This is a genomic window from Paenarthrobacter sp. E2MeOHC11 (assembly GCF_058744955.1).
Genome location: NZ_CP196673.1, coordinates 4,510,573 through 4,526,773, shown reverse-complemented (window position 1 = coordinate 4,526,773; position 16,201 = coordinate 4,510,573). Strand labels below are relative to the sequence as shown.

Genomic DNA, 16,201 nt, shown 5'->3' with positions numbered 1-16,201 from the left:
CGAAACACCAACGGCCCGAAACACCAACGGCCCTGACGCAATGTCAGGGCCGTTGCTGTTTTCAGGATTGGTTCTTACGGCCGCTCTTTGCCACGCCGCTTCAGGTAGCGCTCGAATTCGCGGGCAATGGATTCACCGGAGGCTTCCGGGAGGTCCGCCGTATCCTTCGCTTCCTCAAGCTGGCGCACGTAGGCAGCAATTTCGGGGTCCTCAGTGGCGAGTTCGTCCACTCCGCGTTCCCAGGCCTCGGACTCTTCGGCCAACGCCTGGCTGTCGAGGGGAACCTGGAGCAGGTCTTCCACTTTGTGCAGGATCGCCAGCTGAGCCTTGGGGGAGGGGGGCTGGGCAACGTAGTGCGGAACAGCCGCCCACAGGGACACCGTCGGCAACCCCGCCAGCATGGCGAACTCCGCAAGCACGCCAACAATCCCTACGGGTCCCTCGTATTGGGATGCCTCGAGGTTCAGGCGCTCACGCAGCGAACTGTCCTCGCTGGTGGTGCTTACCGGAATGGGCCGGCTATGGGGTACATCGGCAAGCAATGCGCCAATCAGGATCACGGAGTCCACCTTGAGTGCTTCGGCGTGGACCAACAATTCGGTGGTGTAGGCACGCCAACGGTAGGAAGGTTCCGTGCCAAGTACGAAGACCACGTCCACGTTGCTGCCCGGAACTGCTGCCTTGTAGATCCGGGTAGAGGGCCACTTGACCTTGCGGGCACCCGAGGATGTGCGGCGCACGGTGGGGCGGGTGAACTGGAAGTCGTAGTACTCTTCGGCGTCCACCGTGGCAACCTTTTTGCCGTCCCAGAGCTTGTTCAAATAGTGCAGCGCATCGCTGGCGGCCTCGCCGGCATCGTTCCAGCCCTCGAATGCGGCGAGCATGACGGTGACACGCTGGCCTTCCGCCGGTTCCTTGAGGAAACGCTCGGGCTCCGCGGTGATGTCCTGCCCTTCGGGGGTCCCGTCCACACTGTTCATCCACTCACCCTACGTCCAAGACCCGTGCCGATGCATGGCATTTGACGTCAATGCGTGTCACCGATTCGCCCACAGCGCAAAGCCCGGACAGCCGCCGGCCAGGTTCCACGTAGACTTGAAACCATGCATTCGTTACCCAGCCAGCCCCTCCTCAAAGCCGTGCTCTGGGATATGGATGGCACACTCGTGGACACCGAGCCCTACTGGATCGCTGCCGAGCGTGCGCTTGTGGAGTCCCATGGCGGAAGCTGGTCGCACCAGCAGGCCATGCAATTGGTAGGCCAGTCGCTGCTTCACTCGGCCGCCGTCCTCCAAGCCGCGGGTGTCCGGCTTGAAGCCCGCGAAATCGTGGACACCCTCAGCGCCCAGGTCATCGCGCAGGTCCGCGAGGAAGTCCCGTGGCGTCCGGGCGCGCGTGAACTCCTGGACGAACTTCATCAGGCGGGCATCCGCTGTGCCCTGGTAACCATGTCCGAGGGCCCTTTGGCCGGCGTGGTAGTGGAAAGCCTTCCCAAGCCCTACTTCGAATTCATGGTCACCGGGGATACGGTAGCCAACGGAAAACCGCACCCCGAGGCTTACCTCACTGCTGTCGAACGGCTCCGGCTGGACGACCCCTCACTCAGCATTCACCACTGTGTCGCCCTGGAGGACTCCGTACCGGGGGCAACGGCCGCCATTGCCTCGGGTGTGGTGACGGTAGGAATACCCCACCAGGTTCCGTTGCCCGAGGACCGCCGCATGATCATGTGGGACACGTTGGTTGGCAGGACTGCCTCCGACGTCAGCCGCCTGGTTCATGACCGCCTCGCAGCAGTGGACCTGCTTGAAGGGGCCAACTAGGTGAGCAGTTCCTCCACGCCCCATCACGCCGCCACCAAAAAAGACGGCATTCCCCTGGGAAAGATCGCCGGTATTCCGGTATACCTCGCTTACTCGTGGTTTGTCATCGCCGGCTTCACGGTGATTGTCTATGGCCCGGCACTGCTGATACGGATGCCGGAGCTCGGCATCGGAGCGTATTTCGTGGCCTTGGGTTATGCCCTGCTGCTCGCCGTCTCGGTTCTGGTCCATGAATTGGCGCACGCGCTCAGCGCAAAGGCCTTCAGCTGGCCAACGGAAAAGATCGTGCTGAACCTCTGGGGCGGACATACCCAATTCGAGAATTTCACGGCTTCCCCTGGACGTTCGGTGGTGGTCGCCTTGGCCGGACCGGCCTCCAACTTCGTCCTGGCGGCCGGAATGTGGGCCGTTCTTTCTTCCGGGGCCTTAAGCGGCGTATCGGACATCCTGGCCAACATCCTGATGTGGGCCAACCTCCTGATCGGCTTGTTCAATGTCCTTCCCGGTTTGCCCCTGGACGGCGGCCGCTTGGTTGAATCGGCGGTTTGGAAAGCGACCGGAAGCCAGGACAAGGGCACGATCGCCGCAGGGTGGTCTGGCCGCATCATCGTTGCCGCATTGGTCATCTGGTTCATCGGGCTGCCGCTCATCAGCGGCACGCCGCTTGATATCAGCCTGATGCTTATCACCGTCCTCGTCTGCGGCTTCCTCTGGATGGGCGCTTCGAGCTCGATCCACCACGCCAAGCTCCGCAGCCGCCTCTACCTCGTGAGTGCAGCTGGACTGGCAGAATCCGCGGTAGGCGTGCCGAACTCGGCCACTGTTGCGGACGTCCTGGACCTTTCCCCGGCCGGGAGTCCCGCCGTCGTGATTTGCGGACCGGATGGCAAGCCGCAGGGTGTGGTGGACTTCGGAGCAGCGGCCGCTGTACCCCCGCAATCAACGGCGACGACGCCCGTCACCGCAGTAGCGCACGCCCTGGGCGCTGGGGCGTACGTCCCGGAATGGTCCAAGGGCCAGGAATTGATCCAGTACTTGGCACGGCTGGAGGGCGGCGAATACGCTGTGGTGGATCACAACGGAATCGTCACTGGCCTTCTCCGCCAGCAAGCGGTAGTGACGGCCATTACAGGTAAGGAAGCCCGCCGGAGCGGGCGCGCCTGACACCCTTGCCGGTAGAGTTGCATGCCGGCGGTTTTACCGAAGAACCCATGGATTTTTGGCGCCCACCCGCCAGCAAGACGTTGCGGCCCAGCCGTACAGGAGCGAGGAACAGTACATGAGCAGCGAAACCGCCGCCCCCGAAGCAAACGCAGGCACCGACAGGCCGGCCGATGGCACAACCGTGCAGCCGACGGGTGCTGCGCGCCGCCGCGGGCCTTTCCGCGTTGGCGAACGGGTCCAGCTCACTGATGAACGCGGCCGCATGAACACCATCAGCTTGGAGGTAGGTGGCGCTTTCCACACCCACCGCGGCTTCCTGAACCATGATGAGATCATCGGCAAGGTGGATGGCTCCGTAGTCAGCAACAACGTTGGCCAGCAGTACCAGACCCTGCGTCCGTTGCTCTCCGACTTCGTCTTGTCCATGCCCCGTGGCGCCGCTGTTGTGTATCCGAAGGATGCAGGCCAGATCGTCACCATGGCTGACATCTTCCCCGGCGCACGTGTCGTTGAGGCCGGCGTCGGGTCCGGCGCCCTCTCCATTTCGCTGCTGCGCGCCGTGGGCGACGGCGGCTACCTCCACTCCTTTGAGCGTCGCGAAGAGTTCGCCGACATCGCCCGCGGAAACGTGGAGACCATCTTCGGCGGACCGCACCCCGCATGGCAGATCTCCCTGGGCGACTTCCAGGAAGAAGTGGTCAAGGCTGAGGCTCCTGGCTCCGTGGACCGCGTCGTGCTGGACATGCTGGCTCCCTGGGAGTGCTTGGACGCTGTTGCCACTGTCCTGGCGCCCGGTGGTGTGTGGATCAACTACGTGGCAACCGTCACCCAGTTGTCGCGCACGGCTGAGGCCATTCGCGCCGACGGGCGCTTCACTGAGCCTGACGCCTGGGAGTCCATGGTTCGCGGATGGCACCTTGAGGGACTGGCCGTACGGCCGGACCACCGCATGGTGGCCCACACCGGATTCCTCCTCGTCACACGCCGCCTCGCCGATGGCGTCACTGGAATCTCCGTCAAGCGCCGCCCGTCCAAGACCGAGTTCAGCGAAGAGGACCTCAACGCGTGGACGCCCGGCGCTGTGGGAGAGCGCTCTGTCTCGGACAAGAAACTCCGCCGGGCAGCCCGCGACGCCATCGCAGGAACCAACGTCCAGGATGATCCCCCAGTCACAAACTGACAAAGGTCACAATAGGGTCCGCATTCCGGATGTCACCAAGCACCCTGCGCTTTTCGGGACTAAGGTCTTGTTAAGCGCAGGAAGGGGCTGATGAATCGTGGATACGTCAAACAACGACCTTGGACGGCCGACGCCGGAAGAAGCACATAACGCAGCGGAAGAAGCGGCGAGCCGGGGGCTTGCAGCTGTCCAACCGCCGGAGCCCTCGAGTGAACTGACGGTTGCCGAACGGCAAATCAATATCCTCCGGGACAAGCTTCGCCACATTGACCGCCAGTTGGCAGCTGCTACCCAGAACAACGGCAAGCTAGTGAGCATGCTGGAAACGGCCAAGGCCGAGATTCTCCGTTTGAAGGGTGCTTTGGAGCAGGAGGGCCAGCCGCCCTATAGCTTCGGAACCGTAGTGCAGATCAACCCGCGAAAGCAGGCAGCCGCAGGCAGTTCCGGCCAGGCCGCTACCGAAGAGTCCGTGGATATCTTCAATGCCGGCCGCAAAATGCGTGTAGGCGTCAGCCCACTGGTCAACCTGAACCAGCTGGCAGTCGGGCAGGAAGTCCTCTTGAACGAGGCCCTCCTGGTGGTGGCCGGGCTGGGCTACGAACGCGCCGGCGAACTGGTCACCCTCAAGGAAATGTTGGGCAAGGACCGCGCCCTGGTGGTGGGCCGGGCCGACGAGGAACGCGTAGTCCGGCTGTCAGGCGCCCTTCAAAGTGTCCACCTGAAGGTCGGCGATGCACTGTCCCTGGACTCACGGACCGGCTACGCCCTTGAGAAGGTGCCGAGGGCCGAGGTGGAGAACCTTGTCCTCGAAGAAGTTCCGGATATCACCTATCAGGACATTGGCGGTCTCGGCCCCCAAATCGAACAGATCCGCGACGCCGTGGAGCTGCCGTTCCTGCACCCGGACCTCTACCGCGAACATGGGCTCAAGGCCCCCAAAGGCATACTGCTGTACGGCCCTCCGGGTTGCGGCAAGACGCTCATCGCCAAGGCTGTGGCAAATTCCCTTGCAGCCCGTGCCGCAGAACGCGCCGGCAACACCGATCTCAAGAGCTACTTCCTGAACATCAAGGGACCCGAGCTCCTGGACAAGTATGTGGGCGAGACCGAGCGCCACATCCGCCTCATTTTCTCGCGTGCCCGTGAAAAGGCATCCGATGGCAGCCCTGTCGTCGTCTTCTTCGACGAAATGGACTCGCTGTTCCGCACCCGCGGTACCGGCGTTTCGTCCGACGTCGAAACCACTATCGTGCCCCAGTTGCTAAGCGAGATCGACGGCGTCGAGCGTCTGGACAACGTCATAGTCATCGGCGCCTCCAACCGTGAGGACATGATCGATCCCGCCATTCTTCGACCCGGTCGCCTCGACGTAAAAGTGAAGATCCAGCGCCCCGATGCCGAGGCCGCGGCGGACATTTTTGCCAAGTACATCACCACGGACCTGCCCTTCCACGCCCAGGACCTTGCCGAGTATGGCGGAGACGTGCAGGCCACGGTGGACGCCATGGTCCAGCGCACCGTCGAAGCCATGTATTCCACGGAGAAATCCAACGAATACCTCGAAGTCACCTACGCCAACGGCGATACGGAAATGCTCTACTTCAAGGACTTCAACTCCGGCGCCGTGGTGCAGAACGTCGTGGACCGGGCCAAGAAATACGCCATCAAGGACCTCCTGACCAATCACCAAAAGGGCCTCCGGATCGAGCACCTGCTGCGGGCCGTGGTTGACGAGTTCCGCGAGCATGAGGACATGCCGAACACCACCAACCCGGACGACTGGGCCAGGATTTCGGGCAAGAAGGGTGAACGGATCACGTACATCCGCACGATTGTCCAGGGCAAGGCCGGCCAGGAACCAGGCAAGTCGATTGAAACCACCGCCAACACGGGCCAATACCTATGACAGCAAGACCCGAAGGTACGCCTGCTGAAAAGTTGCCCGCCGGCGGCGCCATGCGCGTCATGGGCTCGGAAACTGAATACGGAATCCACGCGCCGTCGGCGCCCGGGGCGAATGCCACCATGATGTCCGCAAGGATCATCCAGGCGTACGCCACAGTTACCCGGCAACGGGCAGCCGGGGGAGCAGAGACACGCTGGGACTACACGGACGAAGAACCGTTACACGATGCACGCGGCTGGACCTTGGACAGGTCAGCCGCGGATCCCAGCCAACTCACAGACCAGCCGCCAGTGCTCGACGCCGAAGCGGTTGCGTTGGCGTACGGTCGCCAGGAGTTGGAGCTCGATGGAGCCGACGAATCCGGTTCCCTGCTGATGAACATGGTCCTCGGAAACGGGGCGCGTCTCTACGTGGACCATGCACACCCCGAGTATTCGAGCCCGGAAGTGACGAATCCGCGCGATGCTGTGGCGTGGGATGCTGCCGGTGACCTGGTTGCCTTGGCCACTGTGAGGAAGGTCGCGGCGGACACCACCCTGCCCCCCATCAATCTTTACAAGAACAACACTGACAACAAGTCAGTGTCTTATGGCTCGCACGAGAACTACCTCATGCCCCGCTCCGTTCCGTTCGGTGACATTATTCGTGGCCTGACGCCATTTTTTGTCTCCCGCCAGGTGGTGTGCGGTGCCGGACGGGTCGGCTTGGGACAGGACAGCTCCACACCCGGATACCAGATCAGCCAACGTGCGGACTTCTTCGAGGCCGAGGTGGGGCTGGAAACAACCATCCGACGTCCCATCATCAACACCAGGGACGAGCCCCACGCAACGGCCGACAAGTACCGCCGCCTTCACGTGATCATCGGTGACGCCAACCTCAGCCAGGCCTCGAACTACCTCAAGTTCGGTACCACCGCCATGGTCCTGAGCCTCATCGAAGCCGGACAGGCTCCGAGGATTGAAGTCCACGAGCCTGTTCAGGCTCTTCAAACCATCAGCCACGACACAACGCTCACAGCCACAGTACGGTTGCTCGACGGCCGAAGGGTGACGGCCCTGGACATCCAGTGGATGTATTACGAGGCAGCGGCCAAACTTGCCCAGGAGACTGGCGTGGCGGACTCGGTTACCGGCGATGGCCACACCCACGATGTCTTGTCACACTGGGAAACCACGTTGACAACGCTGGGAAGCGACCTTGCTGCGGCCTCCTCGTCCGTTGAATGGGTGGCCAAGAAATCACTTCTGGAAGGCTACCGGAACCGTGACGGCCTTGAGTGGAACGACGCCAGGCTCGGATTAGTGGACCTGCAATGGTCGGATATCCGGCCCGAAAAGGGCTTGTACTACAGGCTGCTGTCCAGGGACCGCATGATGCGGATCGTCGACGACGCCGACATCGCCAGGGCGGTGACCGAACCGCCGTCGGACACTCGCGCGTACTTCCGCGGACGGTGTGTTTCCAGGTTTGGCAAGGACGTGGTCGGCGCCAGTTGGGACTCGGTAATTTTCGATGTACCGGGGTTGGGGAAACTGCAGAGGGTACCCACCCGTGAACCGCTGCGTGGAACCCGGGCGTTGACCGGAGCATTGTTCGACCGTCACCAGGATGCAGGTTCATTCCTTGCCGATTTGATGGGCCGAAACCCGCCGCCGGCCAGGAGCTGAGGCTGGAACGGCACACCAACATTCGTGCCCTTCCAAAGCCGTACGCAGCAGCCCACGGCGTGGCAATATGGCATTAGGAAGTCTCCGGCATCAGGGGACTGACAGTAGGGAGAAAGAAAATGGCAGCTCAGGAGCAGCAACAACCGCAGTCGAGGGAAACCGAAACTGAAGTGGACGTACCGGAGGCCCCGCCCGCAGCGCCCGAGGCACAGGCGTCGGAGGCAACCCAGGGCGTGGATGACCTCCTCGATGAAATCGACGGCGTCCTGGAATCAAACGCCGAAGAGTTCGTCCGGGCGTTCGTGCAAAAGGGCGGCCAGTAACCGGACCCACACCGTCAGTACTGCCCGGTCGGCGTGAGGCCGCCGGGCATCGGAACGCAGAGTCGAAGGAGTGCAGCAATGCAGGACCCATCAACCGGCCCCCTGGCCACCCAGGCAACGTCTTCCTTTACGGAGCATCTCCAACGCTCGCGTCCCGAATTACTTCCCTTCAGCCAATCATTACCGGCCGGCATGGTTCCGTCGTCGCCTCATGCCACCACCATCGTTGCCCTGACATATGCGGGAGGTGTCCTGATGGCGGGAGACCGCCGGGCCACGATGGGCAACGTCATCGCCAGCAGGCACATCGAGAAAGTGTTTCCCGCCGACGAGTATTCCGTGCTGGGTATCGCCGGCACGGCCGGCCTGGCCATCGACATCACACGGCTTTTCCAGGTTGAGTTGGAGCACTACGAGAAAATCGAGGGCACGCTCCTGAGCCTGGTGGGCAAGGCCAACCGGCTGGGGGCAATGATCCGCGGGAACCTTCCCATGGCAATGCAGGGGATGGCGGTCATTCCGTTGTTCGCTGGGTTCGACCAAGTGTCCGGCGTCGGACGGTTGTTCTCCTACGACGTCACCGGCGGCCGCTACGAAGAGCAGGAACACCACTCGGTTGGTTCCGGTTCGGTGTTCGCCCGGGGCGCCTTGAAGAAGCTGTGGAAGCCGAATCTCACTGAAGAAGCCGCGGTGGCAGTGGCCGTTGAGGCGCTCTACGATGCCGCGGACGACGACTCCGCCACCGGTGGCCCCGACCCGGTCCGTCAACTGTGGCCTGTTGTCTATACCGTCAACCGCACCGGAAACCGCCGCGTTCCGGAACGCGACCTGGCCGCCATAGCCGGCGCCATCGTCGAATCACGGGCCATCGCCGGACGGGAGGCCTGAGATGACGCAGCAGTTCTACGTCTCTCCCGAACAGCTGATGAAGGACCGTGCTGACTTTGCACGGAAAGGCATCGCCCGCGGACGCTCCGTGGTGGTCATCAGTTGCGCCGACGGCATTGCCTTGATCGCGGAGAATCCGTCGCCCTCGCTGCACAAGATCGGCGAGATCTACGACAAAATCGCCTTCGCAGCAGTGGGCAAGTACAACGAGTTCGAAAGCCTCCGGCAAGCCGGTGTCCGTTACGCCGACGTCCGCGGATACTCCTACGATCGCGAAGACGTCACCGCCCGTGGTCTGGCCAGCGTGTATGCCCAGAGTCTTGGCGCGGTGTTCACTGCGGAACAGAAACCGTTCGAAGTGGAGCTGGCAGTCGCCGAAGTGGGCCTGGCACAGGAGCAGGACCACCTTTACCGGCTGACCTTCGATGGCTCGATTGCCGATGAGAACGGCTTTGTTGTCATGGGCGGTCTCGCTGACCAGATTTCCGACGTCGTCAGTGGGGATTGGGATCCCGAGCTCAGTTTGGCCGGGGCCATGCGTTTGGCACTGCGCGCCCTGGCTGCGGATAAGGAGGCTGACGCGCTGCCGGCTACCGCCGTCGAGGCTGCAGTCCTGTACCGCGCGTCCGAAAGCCACCGCGGTTCCCGTAGGGCGTTCCGGCGGCTGTTGCCTGAGGATATGACCCTGTTGCTCGCCGAGGAGGCTTGAGATGGATAAGAGAATATTTGGCATCGAAACGGAATTTGGAATCTCCTATTCCAGCCCGGATTCGCGTCCTCTGGCCCCTGAGGAAGTGGCCAGATACCTCTTTCGCAAGGTCGTCAGTTGGGGCCGGTCGTCCAATGTCTTCCTGACCAACGGCTCGCGGCTTTACCTGGATGTGGGTTCGCATCCGGAGTACGCCACGGCCGAATGTGACGACCTTGCACAGCTGATCGCCCATGACAGGGCCGGCGAACTCATCCTGGACGACCTCGTGGACGAGGCCCAGGCGCGGCTGGCGGCGGAGGGATTCAACGGCACGGTGTATCTCTTCAAGAACAACACCGACTCCGCCGGAAACTCCTACGGCAGCCACGAAAACTACCTCATTCCGCGGCGGGGGGAATTCTCCCGCTTGGCCGAGATCCTCATTCCCTTCCTGGTGACCCGCCAGTTGATCGCGGGAGCGGGGAAAGTGCTGAAGACGCCCCACGGCGCCACGTTTGCCTTCTCCCAGCGTGCCGATCACATCTGGGAGGGCGTGTCCTCGGCCACCACCAGGTCCCGCCCCATCATCAACACCCGCGATGAGCCACATGCGGACGCCGAGTTCTACCGTCGCCTCCACGTGATTGTGGGGGACTCCAACATGTCTGAAACTTCCGCGCTCCTAAAGGTGGGAACCGTGGACCTTATCCTCCGCATGATCGAGGCAGGCGTCATCATGCGGGATATGCGGATGGAAAACCCTATCCGCAGCATCCGTGAGATCTCGCATGACCTGACGGGCCGCGCACTGGTCAGGCTTGCCAATGGCAGGCAGCTCACCGCCCTGGATATCCAGCGCGAGTACCTGACCAAGGTCACTGAGTTCGTCGCCACGAACGGCGCACACAACGCCCATGTGCCGCTCATCCTGGATCTGTGGAAACGAACGCTAGATGCCATCGAAAGCGGCGATACGAGCACCATTGATACCGAAGTGGACTGGGCCATCAAGAAGAAGCTCATGGACGGCTACATGAACCGCCATGACCTTAGCCTTGACTCACCACGCATCGCCCAGCTCGACCTCACGTATCACGACATCTCGCGTCAACGTGGGATTTTCTTCCTTCTGCAAGCGCGGGGGGCAGCACGACGCCTGGTTACGGAAACGGACGTCAAAGACGCCGTGGACGCGCCACCCCAGACAACCAGGGCAAAGTTGCGGGGTGACTTTGTTCGCCGCGCCCAGGAGCTGGGCCGCGACTACACCGTTGACTGGGTGCACCTGAAGCTCAACGACCGGGCGCACCAGACCATTCTCTGCAAGGATCCGTTCCGTAGCGTTGACGAGCGGGTGGATGCACTGCTGGACTCCATGGGCTGACCGGCTCTATAAGCTGGCTCCCAGCTTCGCGGGCTATTCTGGATAGTGGTCTCTTTCCAAGAGCCGCACTGCTTGGATGCGCAACGCGCCTTTCCGAGTGTCCCTTGCCCCGACGAAAGTGTCTTTTTTGTGCGCCGACTCCTAGCAATTCTCCTTCCTGCCCTGTTGCTCATCACCGCGTGCGGAGGAAGCACTCCGGCCGCCGAGCCCACCAGCCAGTCTGCCGGTGACACCTCAAAGCTCGACTCCGTGAAAGTGACGGACAACGGCGACAAAGCACCCGGCGTTGAATTCTCCAAGCCCCTCACCGTGACTGAACCAACCATCAAGATGGTTGTCGAAGGCGATGGTGAGCGCGTGAAGGCCGGACAAACAGCCGAGCTGATGTACCTTGCCGTGGACGGCAATGACGGCAAGACAGTGGAAGATGCCTACGCCAACGGCCCCCAGCCAATCGAACTGACCGACGAATTGAAGACCGGCAACGAGCAAATCTATAACGCGATTGTCGGAGCCAAGGTTGGGTCCCAAATCGCTTTTGCGGCACCTGGCAATGCCACAGCATCTGCCCCCGCCTCCACGCAGTTGGTCGTCTTTAAGCTGGTCTCAGCGAAGGACCCCGCACCGGTACTGGAGAAGCCCGAAGGCGAGACAGTTACTCCTCCGGCAGGGCTCCCCACCGTGAAGGAAGACGACAAGGGCATTCCCCAGATTTCCGTTGAAGGCGTTGCGGCTCCGAAGGAACTCATCGCCCAGGACCTCATCAAGGGCACAGGTGCTGCCGTGAAGGCCTCCGACACCCTGACGGTCAATTACGTCGGCGTCACCCTCGCAGGTGGAACCAAGTTCGATTCCAGCTACGACCGCGGAGAGTCCACCAGCTTCCCGCTCACCGGGGTCATCAAGGGCTGGACCCAGGGCCTCGAAGGCAAGACCGTCGGCTCCCGCGTCCTGCTGGTCATTCCGCAGGATCTGGCCTACGGCGAAGCCGGCCAGGGTGAAGCCAAGGGCGACCTCGTGTTCGTCGTTGACATTCTTGGCGTCAAGTAACCGGCACTGAAATTTCGACAAGACCGTTGGGCACTAGCTTAAGCTTGTTCCTGACACTCATCCGTCCCCTCACACCAAGGAGCCTCCATGTCATTTGGCCAGCGTGATTTCGACCGCACCAAGCCCGAAATCGACTTCCCCGAAGGCGACGTCCCCACGGACCTCGTCATCACGGACCTCATCGAGGGCACCGGCACAGAAGCCAAGGCCGGAGACACCGTGTCCACCCACTACGTGGGCGTCGCCTGGTCCACTGGTGAAGAATTTGACGCCTCGTGGGGCCGCGGCGCTCCGCTGGACTTCAGGGTCGGCGTCGGCCAGGTCATCCAGGGCTGGGACCAGGGCCTGCTGGGCATGAAGGTCGGCGGCCGTCGCCGCCTGGAAATCCCTTCCGAGCTCGCCTATGGCTCCCGGGGTGCTGGTGGAGCGATCAAGCCCAACGAAGCCCTGATCTTCGTGGTCGACCTCGTAGCAGTTCGCTAAGGCAGATAGCCCTGAGCAAGGCGCGTTACCTTCCGGTTCCACCGGTCGGTGACGCGCCTTGCTGCTTTCCCGCTGGTCTTTAGTAACGTAGCAAGGGTGTCCGCATCCCGCACTGAACGACTTCTGAACCTTCTCCTGGCTTTGCTCAATACCAGAGTGGGGCTTCCACGCTCTGTCCTGCGTGAGAAGGTCTACCGCGATTCCGCTGCCAACGATGTCGCCTTTGGGCGTATGTTCGAGCGCGACAAAGTGGACCTGAAGCAGTTTGGCTTCGAGATCGAAACACTGGCGGATCCGCGCAGCTTCGGCGCGGAAGATCCCGCGACAACCCGTTACCGCATCGGTAAGGACTCAAACCGGCTTCCGGACGTCAGCCTGACCCCGGCCGAGTGCACGGTCCTTCTGCTGGCTGCCCAGCTATGGGAACGTGCTGCGCTTGGCACGGCGGCCGCCAATGCCGTCCGCAAGCTCCAGGCGGCCGGTGGTTTCACCGACGTCGACCTCCCATCGGGAGTGCAGCCGCGGATAAGGCCGGCGGGCCAGGCTTTCGACGACGTCGTGGCAGCCATGCATGGCAGGCATGCCGTCCGCTTCGGCTACCTTGCGGTCAGCACCGGGCGCGAGGAAGTGCGGGAAGTTGAGCCCTGGGGACTCGGCAGCCGTTTCGGCCAGTGGTACCTCGTGGGCCTTGACCGGGGGAGGGAGGCAAAACGGCTCTTCAGGCTTTCGCGGATGACGACCGCAGTGAGCCTGGTGCCCGGCAGCAGCTTCGATGCTCCGGACGGTTTCAACGCCCGCGCCGAGCTGGATTCACTTAATGAGCTGCCATTTCAGAACGCCACCCTCGATGTAGACATCGACCGGCTCCTGGCCCTGCGGAAAAGGGCGACGCACGTCGAACCGGCTGCAGGAGAAAACAGCCGTGATCGCCTCGTCGTGGAATTCCGGGATCCCGAGGTCCTCGCGGAGGAACTGGCCTCTTACGGCCCCCACGTGAAGGTGAGCGGTCCGGAGGAGCTGCGCGCCGCCGTCGTGCGTCGACTCCAGGGTGCGGTGAACTTCGACGCCGAACCGTCCGTACCCGTTGGGTTCCCTGACTCTGAGCGGTTGCCACGCGCCCGAAAGCGGACTTCCGAGGATCAGCTGGCCCGGATGCTCCAGTTGGTTCCCTTCCTGGTCCATCACCAGGGCTTGCACATCCAGGAAGTCGCAGACCATTTTGGCATCACCCGCAAGGCCCTGATCGACGACCTCAAGATCCTTATCTGCTCGGGGCTCCCGGAGGGTTATCCCGACGATCTCCTGGACATCCAGTGGGAGAACGACCACGTCTATATCTCTGAGCACCTGGACCTGAACCGGCCGGTGCGCTTCAGCGAGGAGGAGGCCGCGGCGCTGCTGACTGGCTTGGAAATGCTGGGGGACCTGCCCGCCCTGGCCGGCATGTCCGAGGACGGGCCCGGCAGCGCCCTGGAATCGGTGACCATTAAGCTAACCGGCGCAGCGGGACAGGCCGGGCGTTTGGCGGGCTCCGTAGCCGGCCAATCAGTGGCGCCCGAACAGTCCCATGCTTTCGCCACCATTACCCAGGCGATCAGGGACAGCCAACAACTCCGGCTACGGTACTTCTCCCGGCAGCGGGACGAACTGACGGAGCGGGATGTGGATCCCTTGCGGCTCTATTCCCTGGACAACACCTGGTACTTCGAAGCCTACTGCCACAGTAAGGCCGGCATCAGGAACTTCCGGCTGGACAGGGTGGAACTAGTGGAACCCAACGGCCGTCCGGCGTCCGGCACGGCAACGGCCGGACTGGATTTTCCGGCCCGGCTGTTCACGCCCAGCGACGATGACGTCCTGGTCCTCCTGCAGCTCACCCGCCAGGGCGCCGGGCTGGCGGATGACTATTACGCCGAGCGAACAGCACAACTGCCCGACGGCGGGCTTCTGGCCGAAGTGCGGTTTGGCGATGCGGGCTGGCTCCCGATGTTCGTGGCACAGCATGGTGGATCTGCGCGGATTCTCGCCCCGGATTCACTGCGTGGGGAAGCCCGCACGTATCTCGACGCAGCCCTTTCCCAGTACGGCGATCCTTCCGACCGCCCGGCTGGCTAGACTGTTCAGATGCCTTGGTGGTTCTGGATCCTGTTGTGGATCGCGCTCATAGCCCTTTCGTTGCTGCTTCACCTGACACTGGGGTACCGCCTGTTCAGGAAATTCATGTCAACTGTTCATGAATTGGGCGATGCGGGTAAACGTTTCAGCAAACGTGGGCCCGACGCGGAAACCTCCGACGTTGAAACAACGGACGCGCGCGCCGAACCAGGCTCCGCAATTTTTGCCTCCCCGGATCAGATGCGTCATGATTACCTGACGGCCAAAGCCTTCCGCCAGGAAGTTCGTCGCCAGAAGCGCGTCAAGCGCAAAGCAGAGCGGGGTCAGCCCCAATCCCTGCACGACATTGAATTCAGATAGACGTAGGATGTATCCAAAAGGAAAGGACCTCCCCACATGAGGCTCGAAGGCTGGCATCTCATCATCATCATCGTCCTGGCTCTGGTGCTCTTCGCAGCGCCGAAGCTGCCGTCCATGGCGCGCAGTATTGGGCAGTCGATGCGTATTTTCAAGTCTGAAGTCCGGGAAATGAAGAAGGATGGTTCTTCCGAAACGAAAGACTCCCAGGACGCTTCCGACGCCGTCGAAGGCAAGGTAGTAGGCCACCCGGACGCCAAGGCCAAGAACAACGGCGAGACTGACGTTCCGCCCTCCAACCGCGTCTAAAGAGAAGTGGTAGAAACGAAGGGGCGCAAGGCCAACCCCGAAGCCCGGATGGCGCTCCTTGACCACCTCAAGGAGCTTAAGAACCGGCTCTTCAAGGCTGCTATCGGTATCATCCTGGGTACCGTGGTGGGCTTCATTGTCTACCAGCCGCTCTTGGAGGCCTTGATCAAGCCGATCAAGGACCTCAACGAGAAAGAGGGCCGCGCCGCGACCCTGAACTTTGACGGCGTTGCCAGTTCATTCGACCTTATGGTCCAGGTTTCGGTCTTTCTTGGCGTGATCTTGTCAAGCCCTGTATGGATCTACCAGCTCTGGGCCTTTATTGTGCCCGGGCTGCACAAGAAGGAACGGCGCTTGGCATTGTCGTTCGTGGCAGCAGCGGTTCCCCTTTTCGTTGGTGGTGTCCTCCTTGCCTGGCTGGTGCTGCCCAACGCTGTTCGTGTGCTGACCGATTTCACTCCATCGGGTGGGTCAAACTTCATCAGTGCTGAGATCTACCTGGCGTTCGTTCTTCGGCTCCTGCTGGCTTTCGGCATTGCGTTCCTTGTCCCGGTGGTTCTGGTGGGCCTGAACCTTGCTGGAATCGTCAAGGGCAAGCAACTGGTCAAGAGTTGGCGGATCACCATCTTCCTGGTGTGCCTGTTCGCTGCGATGGCTGCTCCCGGCGCCGATGCCATGAGCATGTTCTACCTCGCAGCTCCCATGCTGCTTCTGTTCTTCGCGGCCATCGGCGTCTGCCTCTGGAACGACCGGCGCCGTGAACGTCGGGCCCTCAAACGGGCAGCTGAGACCGAAGCCAACGCAGACATCGCCACCCCGGCAACGGATCTGGAGAATCTCTAGACGTTGGGCCACTAG

16 protein-coding genes are annotated in these 16,201 nt (G+C 62.1%); 15 read left to right on the top strand and 1 reads right to left on the bottom strand.

The features are described 5' to 3' along the window. Window positions 1–74: 74 nt before the first annotated feature. Entirely contained in the window at window positions 75–980 is a 906-nt protein-coding gene (locus tag ACSSVG_RS20985) for a PAC2 family protein (RefSeq protein WP_253468262.1), read from the bottom strand. A gap of 123 nt (window positions 981–1,103) precedes the next feature. On the opposite strand from ACSSVG_RS20985, the gene ACSSVG_RS20980 reads away from it, so the two are divergent. The 15 genes from ACSSVG_RS20980 (at window position 1,104) to tatC (ending at window position 16,186) form a co-directional block, all read left to right on the top strand. Then, entirely contained in the window at window positions 1,104–1,823 is a 720-nt protein-coding gene (locus ACSSVG_RS20980) for an HAD family hydrolase (protein WP_492416111.1), read from the top strand. Beyond that, complete coding sequence (locus tag ACSSVG_RS20975; protein WP_492416109.1) at window positions 1,824–2,987, top strand: site-2 protease family protein; 1,164 nt, start codon at window positions 1,824–1,826, stop codon at window positions 2,985–2,987. It abuts the gene before it with no gap. 115 nt (window positions 2,988–3,102) lie between these two features. Continuing rightward, window positions 3,103–4,167 carry a tRNA (adenine-N1)-methyltransferase gene (locus ACSSVG_RS20970; RefSeq protein WP_492416107.1) on the top strand — a complete coding sequence of 355 codons (1,065 nt, stop codon included), beginning with the start codon at window positions 3,103–3,105 and terminating at the stop codon, window positions 4,165–4,167. Between the two features lie 97 nt (window positions 4,168–4,264). After that, window positions 4,265–6,073, top strand: a complete 1,809-nt coding sequence (arc, locus tag ACSSVG_RS20965) for a proteasome ATPase (RefSeq protein WP_231340143.1) — start codon at window positions 4,265–4,267, stop codon at window positions 6,071–6,073. Beyond that, complete coding sequence (gene dop / locus ACSSVG_RS20960) at window positions 6,070–7,743, top strand: depupylase/deamidase Dop (protein WP_231340142.1); 1,674 nt, start codon at window positions 6,070–6,072, stop codon at window positions 7,741–7,743. The genes arc and dop overlap by 4 nt, the downstream gene beginning before the upstream one ends. Before the next feature lie 119 nt (window positions 7,744–7,862). Beyond that, a complete protein-coding gene (locus ACSSVG_RS20955; protein WP_043806102.1) occupies window positions 7,863–8,066 on the top strand; it encodes a ubiquitin-like protein Pup in 204 nt (67 codons plus the stop codon). Between the two features lie 78 nt (window positions 8,067–8,144). Next, window positions 8,145–8,954 (top strand): proteasome subunit beta, encoded by an 810-nt coding sequence (gene prcB / locus ACSSVG_RS20950; RefSeq protein WP_492416104.1) that lies wholly within the window; start codon window positions 8,145–8,147, stop codon window positions 8,952–8,954. A 1-nt stretch (window position 8,955) separates the two neighbouring features. Beyond that, window positions 8,956–9,663, top strand: coding sequence for a proteasome subunit alpha (gene prcA / locus ACSSVG_RS20945; RefSeq protein ID WP_231340140.1), 708 nt, complete (start codon window positions 8,956–8,958; stop codon window positions 9,661–9,663). A 1-nt stretch (window position 9,664) separates the two neighbouring features. Next, window positions 9,665–11,029, top strand: a complete 1,365-nt coding sequence (pafA, locus tag ACSSVG_RS20940; protein WP_231340139.1) for a Pup--protein ligase — start codon at window positions 9,665–9,667, stop codon at window positions 11,027–11,029. A gap of 129 nt (window positions 11,030–11,158) precedes the next feature. Continuing rightward, window positions 11,159–12,079 (top strand): FKBP-type peptidyl-prolyl cis-trans isomerase, encoded by a 921-nt coding sequence (locus ACSSVG_RS20935; protein WP_231340138.1) that lies wholly within the window; start codon window positions 11,159–11,161, stop codon window positions 12,077–12,079. Window positions 12,080–12,166: 87 nt separating this feature from the next. Next, window positions 12,167–12,562 (top strand): FKBP-type peptidyl-prolyl cis-trans isomerase, encoded by a 396-nt coding sequence (locus ACSSVG_RS20930; RefSeq protein ID WP_011774867.1) that lies wholly within the window; start codon window positions 12,167–12,169, stop codon window positions 12,560–12,562. 96 nt (window positions 12,563–12,658) lie between these two features. Beyond that, entirely contained in the window at window positions 12,659–14,677 is a 2,019-nt protein-coding gene (locus ACSSVG_RS20925; RefSeq protein ID WP_492416101.1) for a helix-turn-helix transcriptional regulator, read from the top strand. Between the two features lie 9 nt (window positions 14,678–14,686). Continuing rightward, entirely contained in the window at window positions 14,687–15,037 is a 351-nt protein-coding gene (locus ACSSVG_RS20920; RefSeq protein WP_492416099.1) for a hypothetical protein, read from the top strand. Between the two features lie 36 nt (window positions 15,038–15,073). Then, window positions 15,074–15,343 carry a Sec-independent protein translocase subunit TatA gene (gene tatA, locus ACSSVG_RS20915; RefSeq protein ID WP_231340135.1) on the top strand — a complete coding sequence of 90 codons (270 nt, stop codon included), beginning with the start codon at window positions 15,074–15,076 and terminating at the stop codon, window positions 15,341–15,343. 6 nt (window positions 15,344–15,349) lie between these two features. Next, the gene (gene tatC, locus ACSSVG_RS20910; protein ID WP_231340134.1) at window positions 15,350–16,186 is read left to right on the top strand and encodes a twin-arginine translocase subunit TatC; all 837 of its coding nucleotides are present in this window, start codon (window positions 15,350–15,352) and stop codon (window positions 16,184–16,186) included. Window positions 16,187–16,201: the final 15 nt, after the last annotated feature.